Origin of the sequence: Alteromonas sp. CNT1-28, from assembly GCF_022348345.1 — a bacterium.
GTDB classification, from domain to species: Bacteria; Pseudomonadota; Gammaproteobacteria; order Enterobacterales; family Alteromonadaceae; genus Alteromonas; species Alteromonas macleodii.
The window spans coordinates 1-18,309 of record NZ_JAKREZ010000002.1 but is presented as its reverse complement, the minus strand read 5'-3'; the positions used below and the strand labels follow the sequence as shown (position 1 = coordinate 18,309).

The window sequence follows — 18,309 nt, the reverse complement described above, 5'->3', positions numbered from 1 at the left end:
AATAGAAAACTGCACAGCACATCTCAAAATGGCCCCATAGCTCAGTTGGTTAGAGCATCCGACTCATAATCGGCAGGTCCCCTGTTCAAGTCAGGGTGGGGCCACCATTTTTTCTAGAATTACTAGTCACCACTCGCTTATATCATCACGATATCAGTTTTCTCAAATTCAAAAAAAGCGTCTTTATTAAAACTGTAACACCAAATCTGTAGCCTAACTGCACTGTCTCTTTACCCATAGTTTGGTTCCCCTTGGATGAAGCACACCATGTCACGCCATACGTTTTATTCGCTGACGGTAACCTTCACCATTTTGTCTATTCTTGGCCAACTCTCTACCAGCATTTATAGCCCCTTCTTTTTTGACTTGGCTGCTATATACGACAGCTATGTGGGAATAATTGAAAAAAGCGTGGCCGTGTTTCTTATCGCGTTCTCACTTTCGCAGTTAGTGTCTGGTGTCGCCTGCGACTACCTAAACAAACAAAAGTTTCTACTGTATGGAGTCTTTGTATTCATCGCCGGTACGCTTACGGTGGCACTTGCCACCGAAGAAAATACCTTTCTTTTAGGAAGAGTCATTCAAGGCTTAGGCGGTGGGGTTGGCGTTTCAGTATCGCGCGGACTGTCACGTCAGATATTTAGCGAAAAGCAGCTGAATGTTTCACTTTCATTTATCAACATTGCATTCGCTATCGCGCCAGCAATAGCGCCACTAGTAGGTACACTAATAGGCGAGTCCTTCGGAGTTTCATCTATCTTTTATTTTGTACTAGTAATGGGAGTATTCGCCTTACTTTTACTGCTTTCAGTTTCCACCACCCTCAAACTGTATATGCCGACAACCTCAGAGAACGTCTTTAGCGATACTTTAGCGCTTATTAAAAGCACAATGATGAAAATCGTCTCAGTGGGGATGGCCAGCGGACTACTTTATGGCATTGTGTTTAGCTTCATTACCATCTCGCCATCAATGATAATGCAGCAATTCGGACTCACCAAAACTGTGTTCTCGGTATATTCGCTTCTAGCCACGCTGTCTTTTGTGATGGGAAGCATAATCAATATTCGACTAGCCTCTGTTTCACCATTGTTTAAATTCAAGTATTCAAGCTTGTTTATCGCTGTGCTTTCAGTGCTTTTTTGGTTACTTATTTCCCCCTTCGCAATAAAAGGGTTAATGGGTATTTTGACTTATTGCTATATCACCTTCTTTTTTATTGGCATCGCAATGCCCTGCAGCGTAACTATCATGCTTGGCTACTCTGATAAATCCGCAGGTTTTTTAGCGGCACTAACCGGCTTTTTTCACCTAACAGGGGCAGCAATAGGCGCTTACGCGGTGACCTTAATTACCCTAGAACCTATCATTTCTTTTTGTTTGTCCTCTTGCGGCTTAAGCGTTGCAAGTATCCTCATCTGTACAACACTGAAGAGGAATTAACTCAGCTCTTGTACGGCAATGCCGTTGTATTGATAAAACGTACACCACTTAAGGTGTTGAATAGTGAAAATCGAGTCGTGTTGCCCGTTTGATTTCTAAAATCCATCCCCATAATGATGAGGCTCCCGAAGTGGTTGGGAGTAATTATTGTTAAAAGGATATTAGAAACAATGAAACGTACTATTCTCGCCAGTATCTTTGGCGCGCTTTCTTTAAATGCTTTCGCAGCTTCGCCTTCATATGACTTCGTTAAAGCTGGATACGTACAAGCAGATATTGAAGACGCAGGCGACTTCGAGCCTACCGGTTTTCAAATTCAAGGCTTCAAATCACTTAACGAAAATGTATACCTGACAGGTCGTTATGGTCAGTTGAGTGAAGACGAATATGGTGTTGACGGTGAACTTGACTATATCTCTGCAGGGGTTGGTTACCGCTATGGTTTAACTACAACAACCGACTTTTTTGGTGAGTTGACGTATGAGTATGTAGATATTGACCTAGACTCAAGCTTCGCTTCTGCTGAAGCTGACGACAATGGCTATGGCATTACTGCCGGTATTCGTTCAATGCTGTCAGAGCAATTTGAGCTTCGCGGTGCTATCCGCTATATCGACATTGAAGACGACGAAACAGCTTTTGAAATTGGCGCAGACTATTTCTTTACACCACAATTCTCTTTCGGCGCAACTTACGTTATAGCTGATGATGTTGACCTACTAGGCGTATCTGCACGTTACACCTTCTAACACCTTTGATGGGTTAACGTACTCGCAACAAAGCCACGTTACACAACGTGGCTTTTTTATTGAGTTAAATAAACTCTCACTGAGAGTCACCTAAAAAGGTTTAGAACAAGCGCAACCGACTTAATCTAAATACACCTCAAACTCTGCAATTTGTGGTCGTTGTGTTGCAGAATCGATGACAAAGTTGATTTTATCCAAATTGGTATTTGAAAACGAAATCGTACTTGGAATTGAGTTTCCTGATGCCAATACGCTGCCTGTGTCATTGTTCACAAGTTGCCATGATGTTACCGCACCTTGAGTAGAAGAGGTCTCAATTACCCGTACAGTATTTACTGTCGTATTCAAGCGTTTGATGCTAATTCTTCCCGTCGTTCCGCTCGGAGACCAGTAAGTAGATACATCCCCATCCCTTACGTTCCCGTAACTTGTTCCACTGTACTTAGAGCTACCGTCAGATTGTGCATTTAACGCTAAGTTGGTGCCGCTTGGCGGATTACCTCCTGAGTTATCATCGCCGCCACCATTATCACCTCCCCCTGTGTCGCCACCTCCTGTATCACCACCTCCGGTATCGCCACCGCCACCAGTTGAACCGCAGCTACCGTCTGATACTGCAAGATTTTTGTTGGCACCAGCGGTGCTCTCAAGAATATCTCGTATACAAGATGCCCCATCTAGCGAGTAACTATAGGGAATAGATATTGATGCTGTAGATTGAACGTTTGGCCCTGCAGGTTCATAGTCACTGTCTGAGTCGCTCCACGTTACGCCACTTCCGAAAGTGTTTCCCGCAACCTGCCAATAACCGTCAGTTGTTGTATAAAACGTACCCAGTGGATCTTTACTATTTTCGAAATAGTTGTTTTCTACTTTGACTTCGGCTCCTGCGCGGGAATTAATCCCTGAAGAGCGAACGCCGTCATAGTAGTTATTGTAAATGTGAGCTGTTGCCCCCCTTACAAGGGGAACGCGCGAGTTCAAATTGTCAAAGATATTGTGGTGATAGGTGATCGGACCGTTATTAACTTGTGATTCGCTTGAACCTACCAGACCGCCTCGATCTGAGTTACGTAAAATGCTGTAAGATAAGGTGATGTATTTCGAGTTATCCTTTACATCGAACAAGCCGTCATAACCATCACTCTCACCACCACTAGCTTCTAAGGTTACGTGGTCAACCCATACGTTGCGAACGTCTTTTTCTATCCCTATCGCGTCTCCGCCATTTGACGTGGGTGAGCCCGATTTTTTGACATTTTTAACATGAACGTTTCTTATAATGATGTTTTGGGAATTCCTTATGTGTATACCTAGCTGGTCGAATGTAGCGCCACCGCCTACACCAATAAGTGTCACATTCGCGATGTCTTTTAACTCAATTTTGTCTTCTGCGGTATTACAGCTGTCTCCAGACACTTTTTCAGTATTACCATGATTGATTGTACCCGAGACTTGAATAATGATTGGCGTTTCTGAGGTGTTTCTATTACACAATGCTTCGTGAATTTGTTTACCCGTAGAAGCTTGTACTACTTGTCCACCTTGACCGCCTGTCGTGCCTCCATTCTGTGTGTGAAAACCTGAAGCAACTGCAGACGTAGAGACGGCAAAGGCAATTGATGATGCAATTATCGTCGATTGAAATATAGGTAAGTTCTTTTTCATTTTTTGTCCTTAGATTAATAATTAGAAGGGCGTACTGCTTCAATTACTCAACAAGACAACATCAATTAGTTCTTCTTTACACGCGAACTAAAGAAACTCAATTACCGCCCATTTGCCACCGGTAGCAAAAAGATAGTAGCAGGCAAAAGAAAATAATTAACAATCGCATTAATAACAAATTATTAATAAATATAACAAAAAACATACAACAAGCGGTATAACCTTGAAAAACCTAAAGTTAATTTCCTTTATAGAAAAGAGAAATACAACCCAAATTGCCACCGGTATCTTTTGAGAAGTCAAAAATCACTCGGTGAAAATCAACGGTGTATAGAAAAGAGAGCGATACGGATAAACGCATGTTGACTATTTTTGGCGAAAACTCCCCGTCAGAAGTCTAGGACATCATTTGCTCAAGTCATATTTAGCGAGATTTTTAAGCTTTGGGCGTTAAATTCTCTGTGGATTGAGCTGCACCTTCCTGCTCTAGGTTAAGCGCAGTAATTGGAAATGGAATGACAATCCCTTCTTCATCAAAACGCTTTTTAAGCATTTTTATAAAGGCGCTCTTTATGAAGAAGCGGTTAAAGTATTCACGGGTTCTCAGCATCACTGTTAAGTTGATACTAGAATTGTCGAAAGTGTGAAACAGAACAAAAGGTTGATAAGTTTCAACACCAAACTCGTGCTGCTCTAGAATAGTATTGGCAACCTCTAAACATACGTTTTCAACATGCTCTAAATCAGAGCTATAATGCACGCCAACTTCAACAGGCACCGACAGTTCGCGTTCAGGGTAGTAGTAGTTAATCAACTTTGAATTAGACAACTTACTGTTAGGCATGATCACGATGTTGTTAGGTAGCATTCTAACCCACGTGGAGCGCCATCCTATTTTCTCTACAAAACCTTGTTCTCCGGAATCCAGCTCGATGAAGTCGCCTATACGAATGGGCTTATCCATTACCAACTGAATACCCGAGAAGAAGTTTTCAAGCGTTGGCTGTAGCGCTAGTGCTACTGCGAGCGAAGTAATGCCTAACGATGCAACAATGGGTGTTACCGACACCCCCATGGTGCTTAATATAATCAAAATTGCTAATACAGCGAAAAGCGCTCTAACTGCTCCACCGGCAATTGCGCTGGTATTTTTAACTATGGTTGACTGGTCGCGATAACGACTCAACGAGTAAGTGACAAAACGCTCGAAGAAGAGAAATAAAGTAATGATGAGGCCAGCTTCGATAACAATGGATAGCGCTTTAATCGCCCCTTCATCTTCTATCTGAAATACTGAAACAATACTTTTAACCAACAGCAGGAAAATAACCCAGATAAGCAAATTAAGTGGGGCATTTAACGACAGCACAAGCACGCGATAGATATCAGACATACTGCTGTTTTCTGAACGCGCTTTAGCTTTCAAACGCACCAAAATAAGTCGTTTAACAATGAAGAGCACAATAACAACGCCTACTAATCCGGCTATTGCTATTGCCTGCTGGTTTTCAAGAAGTTGAGTGCTGTCCACGGCTGACGGGGCTCCTGCATATATGAGTAGGCACTTTTTATTTTTAGCTACACCTTAGTACGTGAAAGAAGAGGCAAAAGGTGCACCAGTTATATCAATCCGCATAGATAATTGCCCACTCAGAAGGCGCAGGCAAGTTTCCTAGCGAAGCGCGGGAATGAACGAAGCTAGGATACTTGCCAGACCTTCCCGGAGGGCGAGTTTAATAAAAAAAACCCATGCAGTTTTCACAACATGGGGCTTTGGTTTGTTTTATAGGCCTTTAGAAAGGCAGTTGTTGGTAGGTGACCTTTCTTCTAGTTAGCCTAGATTCTTCGTGTTTTCACGGGCGACTAATTAAGTAAGTTCAAAGGTATTACTTTCCCTGTTACGGGATTAAACTCAAACGTTACTGTTCCCGTTGTCGCATTACCATTTTGATCAACGTTTGCGTCGTTAATATCACTTACAAACTGATCAATAACAACCCGGTATGACGTCGGGCCGTTAGCCCAACCATTCACGCGAACCCGATAGGTTTCTCCGGGGACAATGCCACCGCCAACTTGCTCATTAGAGCCCAAGTTGCCGGAGCTCGCCATAATATTGCCTTCGGCATCGAGCAGTTCAAAGTCAAGATCTGGCACCGCTACTACCTCAACATCAGCGCTCAGCGTTGCAACTACACTTGATGCACTAGGCAGCGCTGTAAACGGGATATCAACATAGTCAACGCCATCAACCAATGCTTCATCCGCTGCACCAATTAAGACAACACCCGTGTGCTCCTCAATATTATGGTAAACCACAGACTGTTCTTTTGGCTCAGACGTATCAAAGGTAGGCGTTTCTCCTCTACCGGTTGACGAAGCGCCAGCTTCGTAGCCGCTGATCCGCGCTTGGAACGTAAAGAGTTTTCCATTTGGGTTATCAAACTTTAGATAACGCAGTGCAGATGTTCTGTCTACATCTAGCGATTGATCGAAACGGAACCTTGCTATGTTGCCGTTTTGACCAGTGCCACCATTATCTGCATTCAATACGGTAATACTGCCATTGCTAATATGAGTAATATCGAAATCAACTGGACCGTAAATTCTCTCGTCGCCAGTATTTATCAACGCAATATCAAAGGCAAAGATACCGTTATTGTAGTTTACATTACCCACCTTGTAGTCAACTTGCTCACTCACATCCACCGTGTTTAAGCCGGTTGAAGCAATCCCTGACATATTAGAAAAACCAACTTGCTGATTAGGGTTAAGGCTGATTGCACGTACTACGTATTCATAGTCAAACGAGTCTATGCCTTGACCTGCACCACGCCCTAAACCTTGCCCTTTGTCTATGTAGCGATTATCGCCCACAATAAATTCAACATGGGTGAAGCCAGAGAATGTGAGGTCGCCGTCAAAGTATTCTCGGGTTGATACACCCGTAAACAAACGCGCACTCGACCCTTTTTTGCGTTTTAGCAATTGATAAGCAAAAGCGTCAGGTACGGTTTCCCACGTAATTTCAATCGCGTCATCAGAAATGATATGCGCGTCTATAGCGTCTGGTGTCGATGGCTTAGCCTGGGTAGCCGTAAACTCGCTCACTGCCGTTGATATAGTCTGTCGACCGCCTAACGGTGCTTTCGCGTTTGCACCTAGCTCTCTGGCAGCAAAAACACGCTCAATTAATGCATGATGACGACCTGGTGAAGTTAAATCTAAAGGATCGGTAGGATATAAGGCGGCATCGGCAATTAACACTGCATCCCGTGCGCGCACGAAGGTATCTGGCGCAGATACCCCTAGCACGTACATTGAGCCTAGGAAGATACGTTCCCACGTTTCTTTGCCCAAGCTAGTTTCTTGGGTAGGATCGCCGGTAACTGGATCGGGGCGAACGAAATCTTGTCTAGGCTGCAGCGCCACCATAAGCTCTCTTAAGTCCCACATTGCACCCGCGTAAATTTCTCCATCACGATGCACTTCAAATGCGTTGTCTCTTGTGCCTAACTGCGAATAACGAATTTGGCTCTGTGCAGAACGAATAAACTCAAATGAGTCGGGATTAACCCCCTGCTCTCTTAAGAATTTTCGTAAATCGCACGAATTAACGGGGTAAGTACCTAAATCTGGTGTTTCGCCTACCGTGTATGCCCATAGGTCGGCTTGCCCTTCGTTAAGCGCGCCACCTTCTGGCTCGCCTTCAAAACCTGCGATAGGGGTAATTGTCGCATGGGTGCCTTCATGAATGGGAACCGAGAAATCCATTGCTAGGTTGTTGAATAAGTAACCATGGCCGTAAGCTGTCGGGTTAACCACGACCTCTTCACCTGCAATTTCCTGTGATAACGGCACTGCGAATGCGTTGTCCAAGCCCAATAGCTTAGCCATAAACTCAGGATCTGCTGGATTATCTGGTGGGTCGAGCACATTTGGAATATGTACCACACCAGTTAACGGTACCGCTTCGTTAGGGTAGCTATTTGGAAACGAGCCATCGCCCACGCCACGACTATGCACAGCATCGCCGCCTTTATGAAGGTAATCTAAATATTCGAGCAATGTGGTGATGTAAATAAACTGGCTGATGCCGTCAATGTGATGTGCCGTAGAAGGCGTTACATGATCATCTTCGACAGGTCTTGCCTCTATGGCAGCATCCTCGCTGAAGTGATACGTACCCGTTGCCGCTTGTGGAAAAGGCCCTTTTGTCAGCATCGCGCTTTCAATAAGCGCGTGCTTACCTGTAAGCAAACCTTCAACACCCGTCACTAAGTTAGAATCGTCAAACTTACGTAGATTAATGCGTTCCATCCCTTTCGGTTTGCCGGTGTAGCCACCTGCATCGTCCTCTATCAAACATTCACTTTGCATTGAACGCGTAATGGGTGGAAATGTTGGGAAATAATCCGCAGTCTGCTGAACTAAGCCAACCTGCCCCGTTTGCGTAACTTCATTTTCACCTGAAGGAAGAATGGTTTTGACCCGATCATTACGTGCCAGAATGTCTCCCGACTGGGCATCGATGACATACTCAAACACACCAAAGGGATTTGAAGAGTAATAGAAGAACTTCCATGCGAGTTTCAGTTTATTGTTATCTTGTACCACCACTTTCTGTGGTACTGGCTTGGCGAAAATGCCAAGGCTTTTTTCTATTTGAGAAAAAGCGGGGTTCAGTACATCAAGAGCTTCTATTGGCAATGCTCGCTTGTAAGACGCTAAATCGGCAGTTGCCACGCTGATCGCGCTATTAGCAGAAAGAACCTGAGAGTTAGCAATAGGCGTATTTATAGCTGTATCGGCAAACAGCGCTCTCACCACCTGAGACTCATCGATTAAGAGGCCGACACCTCTATCTTTGATTTTTACACCATCAATGACTTGGTCAAACCTCACTAAATGACCACCCAATGCTGATTTGCTGCGGTGAGGGTTAAAAACAAAATCCCCGTCACTTAGCCCACCTAAAAGAGCAGAATGTCGACTAATAAAGTCATACCCCATCTGTTCAGGCGACGTGCCTGAAACATCAATGGCAATACCAAAAACACTATCTAAATGACCATTAGCTGTTCGTAATGTAGATGATGGGAATGTGGTTTGCAGTTGGTCTAACGCCATTTGAAACAAGCTGTTTGCTGGCGGGTTAACAACATTGTCAGTCAGATTTATTTCAGCAATGCGGTGCGATGAAGTATCTAAGGGTGCGTGTACTTTGGAGGCGCTTGCTACGAAAGGTAAAGCCGCTGCTACCGCAGCATATATAAGGGTTCTTTTTTTCATTATTCAATCCTTAAAATTTGGAGCTATCAATGCGTTCAGCGTTAATACTGAGCAACGACTAGATAGCGTTAACCAAATTAGGATCGAGCAAAAAACGCCCATCCACCATAGGGGTTAACCACTAGAGTTAACTGCACCAACCAGATGTGGGAAATGAGATAGTTAATTGCGCTATTAACTTATTACAGGCTAATTAGGAATCAGAGAGCAGAGATAGTTTGCGTTCATATTCGCGAGACAACCACGAAGAAGCTTCGTCAATATCTGTGAAAAAAAGATAATCCATACTTTTGAGCTCGGGGATCCTCTGAAACATTATTCCACGTATAACAGGTTCTTTATAAACATAAGCTTTCGCGATTAATCCCATATCAGGGAGCCGTTTTATAATACGCTTGAGTATGTCGAAGGCCTCAGGAGTTGCACCTTCAACTTGGCTAATATCTGCCAGAAGGGAAAAGGGTCGTTGATTCAGTCCTATGACTAGTTTAAAAAGACGATCGCTGTAGTCTTCCGCACTTTTTTCATTAAACGCGCCATAGAGTCGAGTGGTGACTACCCCGTTCTCGTACGAAATTGTTGATGAGCTCAGTATTTTTGGCATAGCCTACTTTCACAATTACTTCCTAGGTTAATAGTAGACGATAAGTTTTCGTAAATGCGAATACTCTTAAAGTTTAGGTTTATTTCTCAGCCAATGTTAACAGCGGTTCGTTATTGGGAAAGCGTTCAAGCCCCTGTTTTAGAATTGTATTTGCCTTCTCGGGCATGTTGTTTTCGCGCAAAGCTAATACGTAGTTGTGAACATAAACATGTTGGTGCTGCCCCACTTCATAGCCTTTCTCAAACCAAGCCACGGCTTGGTTGTCGTTTTGCTCTAAGTAATAATTAGCAATCAGGAAATAACTTAACCAGTACGTTGGCCATGTATGCGACGCGGTTTCCAAAAACGCCAATGAACGCGCTTTATCTCCCACTTTAAGCATGTCGTAAGCCGCACTTACATAAGTGAACGGTGTCATCTCAGGCGAGGTTACATTAGGAGGAACTGGTGCCAAATACCAGTAATTTCCTCTTCCCCACGTTCTTTCAAAAAGCTCAAGCGACATTTCGTGATTAGGCGTAAGGCCGGTATGTAAAGTAACCGTCCCCTTATCACTATCGAACCCAATAACAACAGCGTAGTGCCATTGGGGTAATAACTGGATGGACAAATTTTGAAAAACAATCACTGGGATATCGTCTTTAACTAACGACATAATTGACGATAAAGTCCCTCGGTCAGAATATGGCAAAAAACCAAATTGTCGGGTAGCGCTCACCATTTCTAGTTGTAAACTCCCTTCTTTACTGGGAATGAACAACTTAGGCGCAATATCATTTGGAGAGGTGCTTTCACCATAATAACCAAACACTTCAGATAGTGTGGTAGGTCCGCAATAAAACTGTTCTTGGGGGAAAAACGGAACAGATTGAATAGTGTGAGATTCAGGTAAAGAGGCAAGTCCCTCTTGCCGCAGCTTGTCAGCTTGAGGTGTGGACTGACAGCCTGAAAGCAAAAATAGAAGCGAAAGGCCTGCTAACGCGCAGGCCTTTTTAACTGAATTGATCATTCAATTAGCTGTTCACTGGACGAATAAATGGGTAAACGTCAGTTACACCAATTAGGTCCAAAATTGCGATAATAGCAAGTACGGTAAGCACTGCGCCCACAACGCCACCCGCTGGCGCTTGATTAATTTCATCATTTAATTGGGCAATTTCGCTGTCGGTCATGCCGTTGATTCTGGCGATAGCTTGGTTGCTATCTACACCTAAGCTAACCAATTTACTCTGCACGTCTGCACGATTAACCATGTCAATTAGCTGCTGCTTATTGTAGTGAGCGGCTTGAGTTTGCATTACGGAATCTGAGCTAATTGCTTCTGCATGCACGCTGCCTGACATTAAAACCGTTGCCGAAAAGCAACCAATCGCAATTTTTTTCAAAAATTTCATGATGTTTCCCTCTTTATAATGCCCAGTTTTATTCTTCTTTTGCGTTACCTAACTCACGATAAACTAGAGTGAAATAAAACTTCGCACTGATTCAGCAGACGCATTTGCGCTCTGCGGTTTATTTTCAGTAGATAAGAACAGCAAGATTAAGACCAACTAAAAATGCCTTTTCTTCATAATAGACAAGATTCCATTTTTTCTCTTTAAAATAACGAGTTAAGTGACCTTTATACGAAGAATGCAGATCAAAGCTTTGTTCGTTAATTCTGCATTGATGCATCACCGCGCGCTGACTTTTATGTAATATTTTCTTTATGCTGGAATTATTTGCTTGCCACTAATATAAAAGAAGCAACAAACAATAAGGGGCACTCTGTGGAATGAGCGGGTGTTTCGAAACGCCTATTTCACGCCTCATACCGTACGGAGTTAAGTTTGAGGTGCAATTTTTGACAAAAACACGCTATAAAAGGTTAATACTTTTTTTAGCGTTTGGGTGAAATGCGCATCAAGCAGAATCTCATTTATTGGGTATTGGTAGCGACTGTCTGCTGTATTAGTGCATGCAGTTCAGATAAGTTTATACGTAAAAAAGTATCCCCTTTGTCTTTGGCAGGTGCATATGGATATGGCTATTTGCCCGACTTAAGCCACTTGGACAACATACAGCTGGCTGCTCGGTGCACGTCGTACGAGCAAAGTACTACATTAGATATCGCGCTTGCGCTCGATTGCTACATTACCTTGTTGAAAAGAGACAGTCTTTCCGATGCGCATCGTGCTATAGGGATCGACGGGTATAACCTCGCAGTAAACAAGTTATTCCGTCTTAGACATACAACTGACAACTTAATTCAGGTTAACTACTCGGGCCCAAGCGAGCTCGTTTTAGTTTCAGAAATAGAAGCCTTAGACGCTCGCCTCTCTCCTAAGGTATTTGGTGAACTTGGCGGTGCTGCAGTGGCTCGAATTAGCAACCAAGCACAGAATGGCCGTAGCCTTGACCTAAACTATCCACTAGAAGGTATCTACTCGCCTTACTCCCTTCAAGTTGAGTCGGTTGCATTGAAAGGGCTTAGAATTCACATATCCTTGCAAGCCCAACACGTCGATGTGCCTACCGAAATACTGGTTGGAAACAACACATACACGCAACGGTACTCACCTGCTGCCGCTTACCTTTCCCTATTACAAAATGCCGACATCCATAATTTCAGCTGGCTAGGATTTATTAATGCACAAGACGCTGAAAAGAGAATGGGAGTCTTTAGTATTGGAGAGCTTTCTTCAGTCAAAACCCCGATTATTATGATTCATGGCCTCAATTCAGACCCGCTAATTTGGCGGTATCTCACAATGGCTATTTTCAATGACGAAGAATTATCTCAACACTATCAGATATTGCACGTGTACTACCCATCAGGCCCTCCTCCTTTCTATAACGCCATGCGAGTTCGCAATTTACTGTACAAGCTAAACCAGCGGATAGCGTCATCGGAAGGCGCTTCTTCATCTGCGGTATTGATAGGGCATAGTATGGGCGGCGTAATCGCAAAGCTGATTTCAACGCATTCAGATAACACGTTATGGGATACTACTTTCACAGAGCCTCCAGAAGCGCTACTTGCTGAAGGCGATGAAATGTTGCGAGATATATTTATATTTAGTCCTGTGTATAAAGAGAATACGGTGTTTTTTCTCGACACTCCACACCGAGGCTCAGAAATAGCTAATAGCCTTATAGGATCGTTAGGCTCTTCACTCATCACACTCCCTTTTAGTTTTAAAGCGCTATTTAAAAACTTTATCGAAAAAGTAGGCGTGAGCAGATTAACCGCTGCTATGCTTCCTTTCTTGCAAAACTACGGGCCAGATAGCGTCCAAGTGTTGCGCCCCAATCACCCGCTGATGACAGCGTTAGCCGACATTTCTGTAGAAGGCGAGAGCTATTCTATTATTGGCTCAATCAGCACCTTGTATTGCCAGTCAGAAACAGAATGCGCTGCTATAACTGATTCTGTCGTCAGTTATAGCAGCGCATATTTGCCTGACGCAAAAGACACAACAATTGTTAACTCGTCACATAACTCATTCAAAAGCACTCAGGCAATCGAGTTTATACTTGATAAGCTTCGCCAAAAGCACATCAGCGCAAAAACTGTTCAAAATTCCCTCGACATGTAGCCCTCAATTCCTTATAGTGCGCGCGCTTTTATATATTAGTGAAGTGACAACCGCTTTCACTACTATCTCTTCTCATCGTTTTACCCCTGGATACCTGTTTTGATTACCACCGCAAATATCACAATGCAGTTTGGCTCTAAGCCATTATTTGAAAATATTTCCGCAAAATTCGGCAACGGCAACCGATACGGCCTAATTGGCGCAAACGGTTGTGGCAAGTCTACCTTTATGAAAATTCTAAGCGGTAAACTTACTCCATCGTCGGGCAACGTTTCTATGGCGCCAGGCACAAAGCTAGGTATCTTGAGTCAGGACCAGTTTGCGTTTGAAGAGTTTAGCGTAGTCGATACCGTTATCATGGGTGACCGTGAACTATGGGAAGTTAAGCAAGAGCGCGACGCCATTTACAGCAAGGCTGAAATGAGCGAAGAAGATGGCATGCGCGTAGCGGACTTGGAAACCCAATTCGCCGAGATGGATGGTTACACCGCCGAAGCACGCGCTGGCGATATCTTAAACTCTGCTGGCATCGACGAAAGCTATCATTTTGGTCTAATGAAAGAAGTTGCACCCGGTAAAAAAGTACGTGTGCTTTTGGCGCAGGCATTATTTGCCGAGCCTGACATTCTGCTTCTAGACGAACCAACCAACAACTTGGATATCTACACCATCAGTTGGCTTGCTGAAGAGCTTAACAAGCGTAAGTCGACCATGCTTATTATTTCGCACGACAGACACTTTCTAAACTCTGTATGCACGCACATGGCCGATATCGACTACGGTGAACTGCGCGTTTATCCGGGTAACTACGACGACTACATTCAAGCTGCCATGCTCGTTCAAGAACAGCTTCATGCAGAGAATGCTAAGAAGTCAGCGGAAATCGAAGAGCTACAGAGCTTCGTAGCGCGATTCTCTGCCAACGCATCGAAAGCGAAACAAGCCACCTCGCGTGCCCGCCGTCTTGAGAAAATTGAATTAGCTGAGGTAAAAGCGTCTAGCCGTCGTAAGCCTTATATTGTGTTTAACCAACATAAGAAACTTCACCGACTTGCTATTACTCTTGAAGAGCTAGGCCATAGCTACCCAGATCTTCCGTTATTCGATAACGCGAACTTGCTATTAGAAGCTGGTCAGCGCTTGGCGATTATTGGTGAGAACGGGGCCGGCAAAACCACGCTTTTGAAGTGTTTGGTTAATGACATTGAACCTACCGCAGGTAGCTATAAGTGGGCTGAAAACGCTGCGATTGGTTACATTCCGCAGGATAACGCTAAATACTTTGCCGAAGATATCACTATGTTTGAGTGGATGAGCCAATGGCGTAGCCCCAAACACGATGACCTGCAAATAAAAGGTATGTTAGGACGTTTGCTATTTACGTCTGACGACTTCAACAAACGCGTGCAGGTATGTTCTGGTGGTGAGAAAAACCGTTTGCTGTTCGGAAAGCTAATGCTTCAAGACATCAACGTATTGGTAATGGATGAACCCACTAACCACATGGACATGGAGTCGATTGAAGCCTTGAACAATGCGCTATACAAGTTTGATGGCACTGTTATTTTTGTTAGTCACGACCGTGAATTCGTTTCGTCACTGGCGACGCAAATCATCGAAATTAAAGACAAGAAACTGAATCACTTCGATGGAAACTACGAAGAGTTTTTGGCGCATAAAGAAAACGCGTAATTATATATCGATGCCTTCATCAATAGATGAAGTGAGCCACATAACAAAACGGGCACTTATTTAAGTGCCCGTTTTTTGTTTCAGTATATTAAAAGCTTACTGACCAGATAAATACTTGCCAACCGCTGTCGCTAAGCGGTCAAAGTAGTTAACAATCGTATTTTTAATTGGCGCTAACTCTTGTTCCGTTATTTCATCAAAGTTATCTGGCGGTGTGAAATCTTCAACACGCTCATTTTTTAGCGCATCATCTTGAAATTCGGTAAACACTGGCAGCGTTAAGATATCAACTGGCTTGTCTAAACGCTCAATACTAACGTTAAAGCTTGCCGAAGCAATATAGTGATCGGTACCCAAAAAACTACGCGTAAACAGTCCGAACCCTTTGCTTTGATGCTCTGAACATCCATAAGTACCGCACTCGGTAATAGCCACCGTCGGCGCTTCTTCAACGATAATCACAGTGGCAATGCCTTTGTCTAACAACGATTTTCTTAACGTGTTTTGTTTGTCATTGAACGTCCCGTTATTTCCTTCACCCATCACGAAATCAAGGGCGCCTGCATCGTCAACCAAAGAAGAGATATCCACCGCAGTGAAACGACTGTTTTGCTCAATGGCTTTTTTGAATGTGCTATACAGCGTGTTGTTCAATTGCCAGTCGTAGCTATATTCTTTCGTAAAATTGTTAAATTTAGTGGTACCGATATGCGTGTGAGTGGGAAAATTTTTAGCGCTAACCCATACCCCAACTTTTGGTTTTGGTGGAGCAACTGGCTTGCTAACTGGCTCTTTAGTCGATTCGCCTTTCGTGGTTCCATCATTTACGCTGTCGCCATCTTGCACCACATCTTCTTGCTCTGTGCTTTCAGTTGGCGTGGCTTCCTCGCTCTTAGGTTGAGAAGGAACGCTTTCGCCAGAATCCATACCTCGTTGCGTAACACACCCTGCAGCCAACATTAATACGGCTAACAGAACAGTAAACTTTGTCACAAACTTCATAACACTTCCTTATTTCAAAGCCATTTAAGTTAATACTAAATTTCTACCTAAAAGACCATTCTCATATTACTGAAAACGTGGGTCAGTGCATTGGCGGAATTAAGCAGTAAAAAGTCTGCGCGCTGACCTTCTGTAATGCTGCCTATGTCACTCTCTAGCCCCATAAATTGAGCCGGCGTGGCACTCGCCATTTTGCTCGCATCTTCTAACGTTACACCGCAATCATTGTGCGTATTCAAAACTGCACTATGCATATCTAAGCACGAGCCAGCCAGTGTTTTGCCGTCTGGCGTAGTAAGTTTATCGCCATGCCTAACGATCTCGGTATTAAAAAAGTGAAGACGCTCAATATCACTGCCCACATGCGCCATGGCATCGGTAACCAACAAGGCGCGGTTGGCAGTTTTCACGTTTAATGCCAACTCAGCACTTTTGCGGTGTAAGTGGTGATGATCGATAATAAAACCACAATATACTCTGTCATTAAGCAACGCGGCACCAACGGCTCCTGGCTCCCTGGAGGTTAATGCAGACATAGCGTTGTACAAATGCGTAAAGCCTGTAGCTCCCGCGTCGATAGCCGCCTGAACTTGCTCATAGCTGGCATTGGTGTGCCCAATTGCAACCACAACACCTTCAGCAACCATTTCTTTTATGAAGCTAGTACTCACCGTTTCTGGTGCGACAGTAAGTAAGACTTTACCAATATCTTTGCGACATAAGGTTGCAAGCTCTGCGTCAGAAGGCGTTCTTATAAATTGTGCTTCGTGCACACCCTTTTTTGCTTTACTCAAAAAGGGCCCCTCAAAGTGAATCCCTTTTATTAACGCTTTAATGCACTCTGGGCCGCCCGCCATTACTTCCGCAATGGCATCCGCCGCCTGAGCCATTGTTGAAGCATTATCGGTAATGATAGTTGGCAACATGGACGTTGTGCCGAAACGAAGATGAGCCAGCGCCATGGTTTCTACTATAGCGGCAGAAGGGCTATGGTTAAAAAGCACACCACCACCGCCGTTCACTTGCGTGTCGAAATAACCGGGAATGAGCTTTCCGTTGTAAATACTATTGAGCTCTGCTGAGGTCGCATCGCTAATACTGACTATCTTGCCGCTATCAGCAGTAATGGTTTGGTTTTCAAGCCAACCTTTTGGCGTTAAAACCTGCTCGACAGTAATTGATTCTATCATTCGCTTTTTACTCTTTTGGCAAAGCTGATAGCGCCATATTCAGCACTTTTTAGCGGCGCTGTTAAATTAGAAGAGATAGAAGACGAAAGTAAAGGCGTGTAAACATCAGCGAGACCGCCAACCAAACATAGCGGCAATGTAGAAGCCTGATTAATCAATGCTTCACCCAACTGATTGAGGTAATTTGCTCCCTTTCGAATAAGAGAGGTCGCGGCGGCACACTGGTCTCGATAAGCCTGTATAACCACTGGGGCAATATCACCAAAATCTGCAGCGTTGTAATTTGCCACCAAGGTCACTAATTGCTGAGGTGACGCTAAATTAAGGTGCTCACAAATTCGCTTCTTTAATTCACTAACGGGCTCTACGCCGTCATAAGAAAGCAGTACATGCTTTATAGCTGATAAGCCCAACCACGCACCACTTGCATCATCGCCAACTTGCAGGCCGTAACCACCTTTGTCAGTGAACACACCCTTGTCGTAACGGGTTGCCGCTGAACCAGTACCGCAAATAATAAGGGCTCCAGACTGATTTTCGTGCGCGCCCAAACAAGCGGCGTGTAAATCACTTATTACCACGGTATCGGCAAATGGGTTGTCTAACGCCAAAAAAGACTGCTTTGCTTGCGGAATATTCGCCCCTGCCAATCCAGCAGCTAGCAACACTTCTTCGCATGTAATCGGCATCGCAGTACTTTCTATTGCGTCTAACGTTGCGTCTATTACCGACCCCATTGCTTGTTCGGGGTTGGTCATTATATTTGCAGGGCCTGCCGCCCCTTCACCTAATGTATTGCCATCAATATCTTGCAACAATGCTCGGCACCGGGTGCCACCACCGTCAATACCCACTACATATTTGTAACTCACGGGTTACCTGCTTCTCTAAACTATTCAATACAACTTGTTGTATGCACTTTACCACACCGATTTAACAGAATAACTTGCTTTCTTGCCAGTAATGCAGCCTTTCACGTTACCTGAAGGCCCTTATACCATATATGGACCCTCTCCGATTGCAAGACACCGTGTTGATTTAATAACGTGATTCATTGCTGCCATATATTCGGCTTTTTCGTGAAGTCAATT

13 protein-coding genes and 1 tRNA gene are annotated in these 18,309 nt (G+C 44.0%); 5 read left to right on the top strand and 9 right to left on the bottom strand.

Features of this window, described 5'->3' with window-relative positions:
• Positions 1-30 precede the first annotated feature (30 nt).
• The 3 genes from MHN02_RS01755 to MHN02_RS01745 all read left to right on the top strand — a co-directional run bounded on the left by MHN02_RS01755 (position 31) and on the right by MHN02_RS01745 (position 2,192).
• Positions 31-107 (top strand) — tRNA-Ile (locus MHN02_RS01755).
• 160 nt (positions 108-267) lie between these two features.
• Entirely contained in the window at positions 268-1,443 is a 1,176-nt protein-coding gene (locus MHN02_RS01750) for an MFS transporter (protein ID WP_239244301.1), read from the top strand.
• Between the two features lie 170 nt (positions 1,444-1,613).
• A complete protein-coding gene (locus MHN02_RS01745) occupies positions 1,614-2,192 on the top strand; it encodes a porin family protein (protein WP_014975802.1) in 579 nt (192 codons plus the stop codon).
• A gap of 120 nt (positions 2,193-2,312) precedes the next feature.
• Here the strand turns inward: MHN02_RS01745 and MHN02_RS01740 are convergent, their stop codons facing one another.
• The 6 genes from MHN02_RS01740 to MHN02_RS01715 all read right to left on the bottom strand — a co-directional run bounded on the left by MHN02_RS01740 (position 2,313) and on the right by MHN02_RS01715 (position 11,150).
• Entirely contained in the window at positions 2,313-3,860 is a 1,548-nt protein-coding gene (locus tag MHN02_RS01740) for a pectate lyase (RefSeq protein WP_014975801.1), read from the bottom strand.
• Positions 3,861-4,296: 436 nt separating this feature from the next.
• The gene (locus MHN02_RS01735) at positions 4,297-5,391 is read right to left on the bottom strand and encodes a mechanosensitive ion channel family protein (protein ID WP_014975800.1); all 1,095 of its coding nucleotides are present in this window, start codon (positions 5,389-5,391) and stop codon (positions 4,297-4,299) included.
• Positions 5,392-5,723: 332 nt separating this feature from the next.
• Complete coding sequence (locus MHN02_RS01730; RefSeq protein ID WP_239244299.1) at positions 5,724-9,152, bottom strand: M36 family metallopeptidase; 3,429 nt, start codon at positions 9,150-9,152, stop codon at positions 5,724-5,726.
• Between the two features lie 193 nt (positions 9,153-9,345).
• Entirely contained in the window at positions 9,346-9,756 is a 411-nt protein-coding gene (locus MHN02_RS01725; RefSeq protein ID WP_014975798.1) for a hypothetical protein, read from the bottom strand.
• A 79-nt stretch (positions 9,757-9,835) separates the two neighbouring features.
• Positions 9,836-10,765: a PA2778 family cysteine peptidase gene (locus tag MHN02_RS01720; protein ID WP_014951407.1), complete on the bottom strand. Its 930-nt coding sequence runs from the start codon at positions 10,763-10,765 to the stop codon at positions 9,836-9,838.
• A gap of 4 nt (positions 10,766-10,769) precedes the next feature.
• A complete protein-coding gene (locus MHN02_RS01715) occupies positions 10,770-11,150 on the bottom strand; it encodes a PA2779 family protein (protein ID WP_014951406.1) in 381 nt (126 codons plus the stop codon).
• A gap of 501 nt (positions 11,151-11,651) precedes the next feature.
• Between MHN02_RS01715 and MHN02_RS01710 the strand changes: the two genes are divergently transcribed.
• Complete coding sequence (locus MHN02_RS01710; RefSeq protein WP_232300911.1) at positions 11,652-13,334, top strand: alpha/beta hydrolase; 1,683 nt, start codon at positions 11,652-11,654, stop codon at positions 13,332-13,334.
• 99 nt (positions 13,335-13,433) lie between these two features.
• The gene (locus MHN02_RS01705) at positions 13,434-15,026 is read left to right on the top strand and encodes an ABC-F family ATPase (protein ID WP_014951404.1); all 1,593 of its coding nucleotides are present in this window, start codon (positions 13,434-13,436) and stop codon (positions 15,024-15,026) included.
• 96 nt (positions 15,027-15,122) lie between these two features.
• Here MHN02_RS01705 and MHN02_RS01700 read toward each other — a convergent pair whose 3' ends face one another.
• From MHN02_RS01700 to MHN02_RS01690, 3 genes are read right to left on the bottom strand one after another with little or no spacing between them, the layout of a single operon-like run.
• Positions 15,123-16,028, bottom strand: a complete 906-nt coding sequence (locus MHN02_RS01700) for a hypothetical protein (RefSeq protein WP_014975796.1) — start codon at positions 16,026-16,028, stop codon at positions 15,123-15,125.
• Between the two features lie 47 nt (positions 16,029-16,075).
• A complete protein-coding gene (nagA, locus tag MHN02_RS01695) occupies positions 16,076-17,218 on the bottom strand; it encodes an N-acetylglucosamine-6-phosphate deacetylase (RefSeq protein WP_168532594.1) in 1,143 nt (380 codons plus the stop codon).
• A complete protein-coding gene (locus MHN02_RS01690) occupies positions 17,215-18,090 on the bottom strand; it encodes a BadF/BadG/BcrA/BcrD ATPase family protein (RefSeq protein ID WP_239244297.1) in 876 nt (291 codons plus the stop codon). The genes nagA and MHN02_RS01690 overlap by 4 nt, the downstream gene beginning before the upstream one ends.
• Between the last annotated feature and the right edge of the window lie 219 nt (positions 18,091-18,309).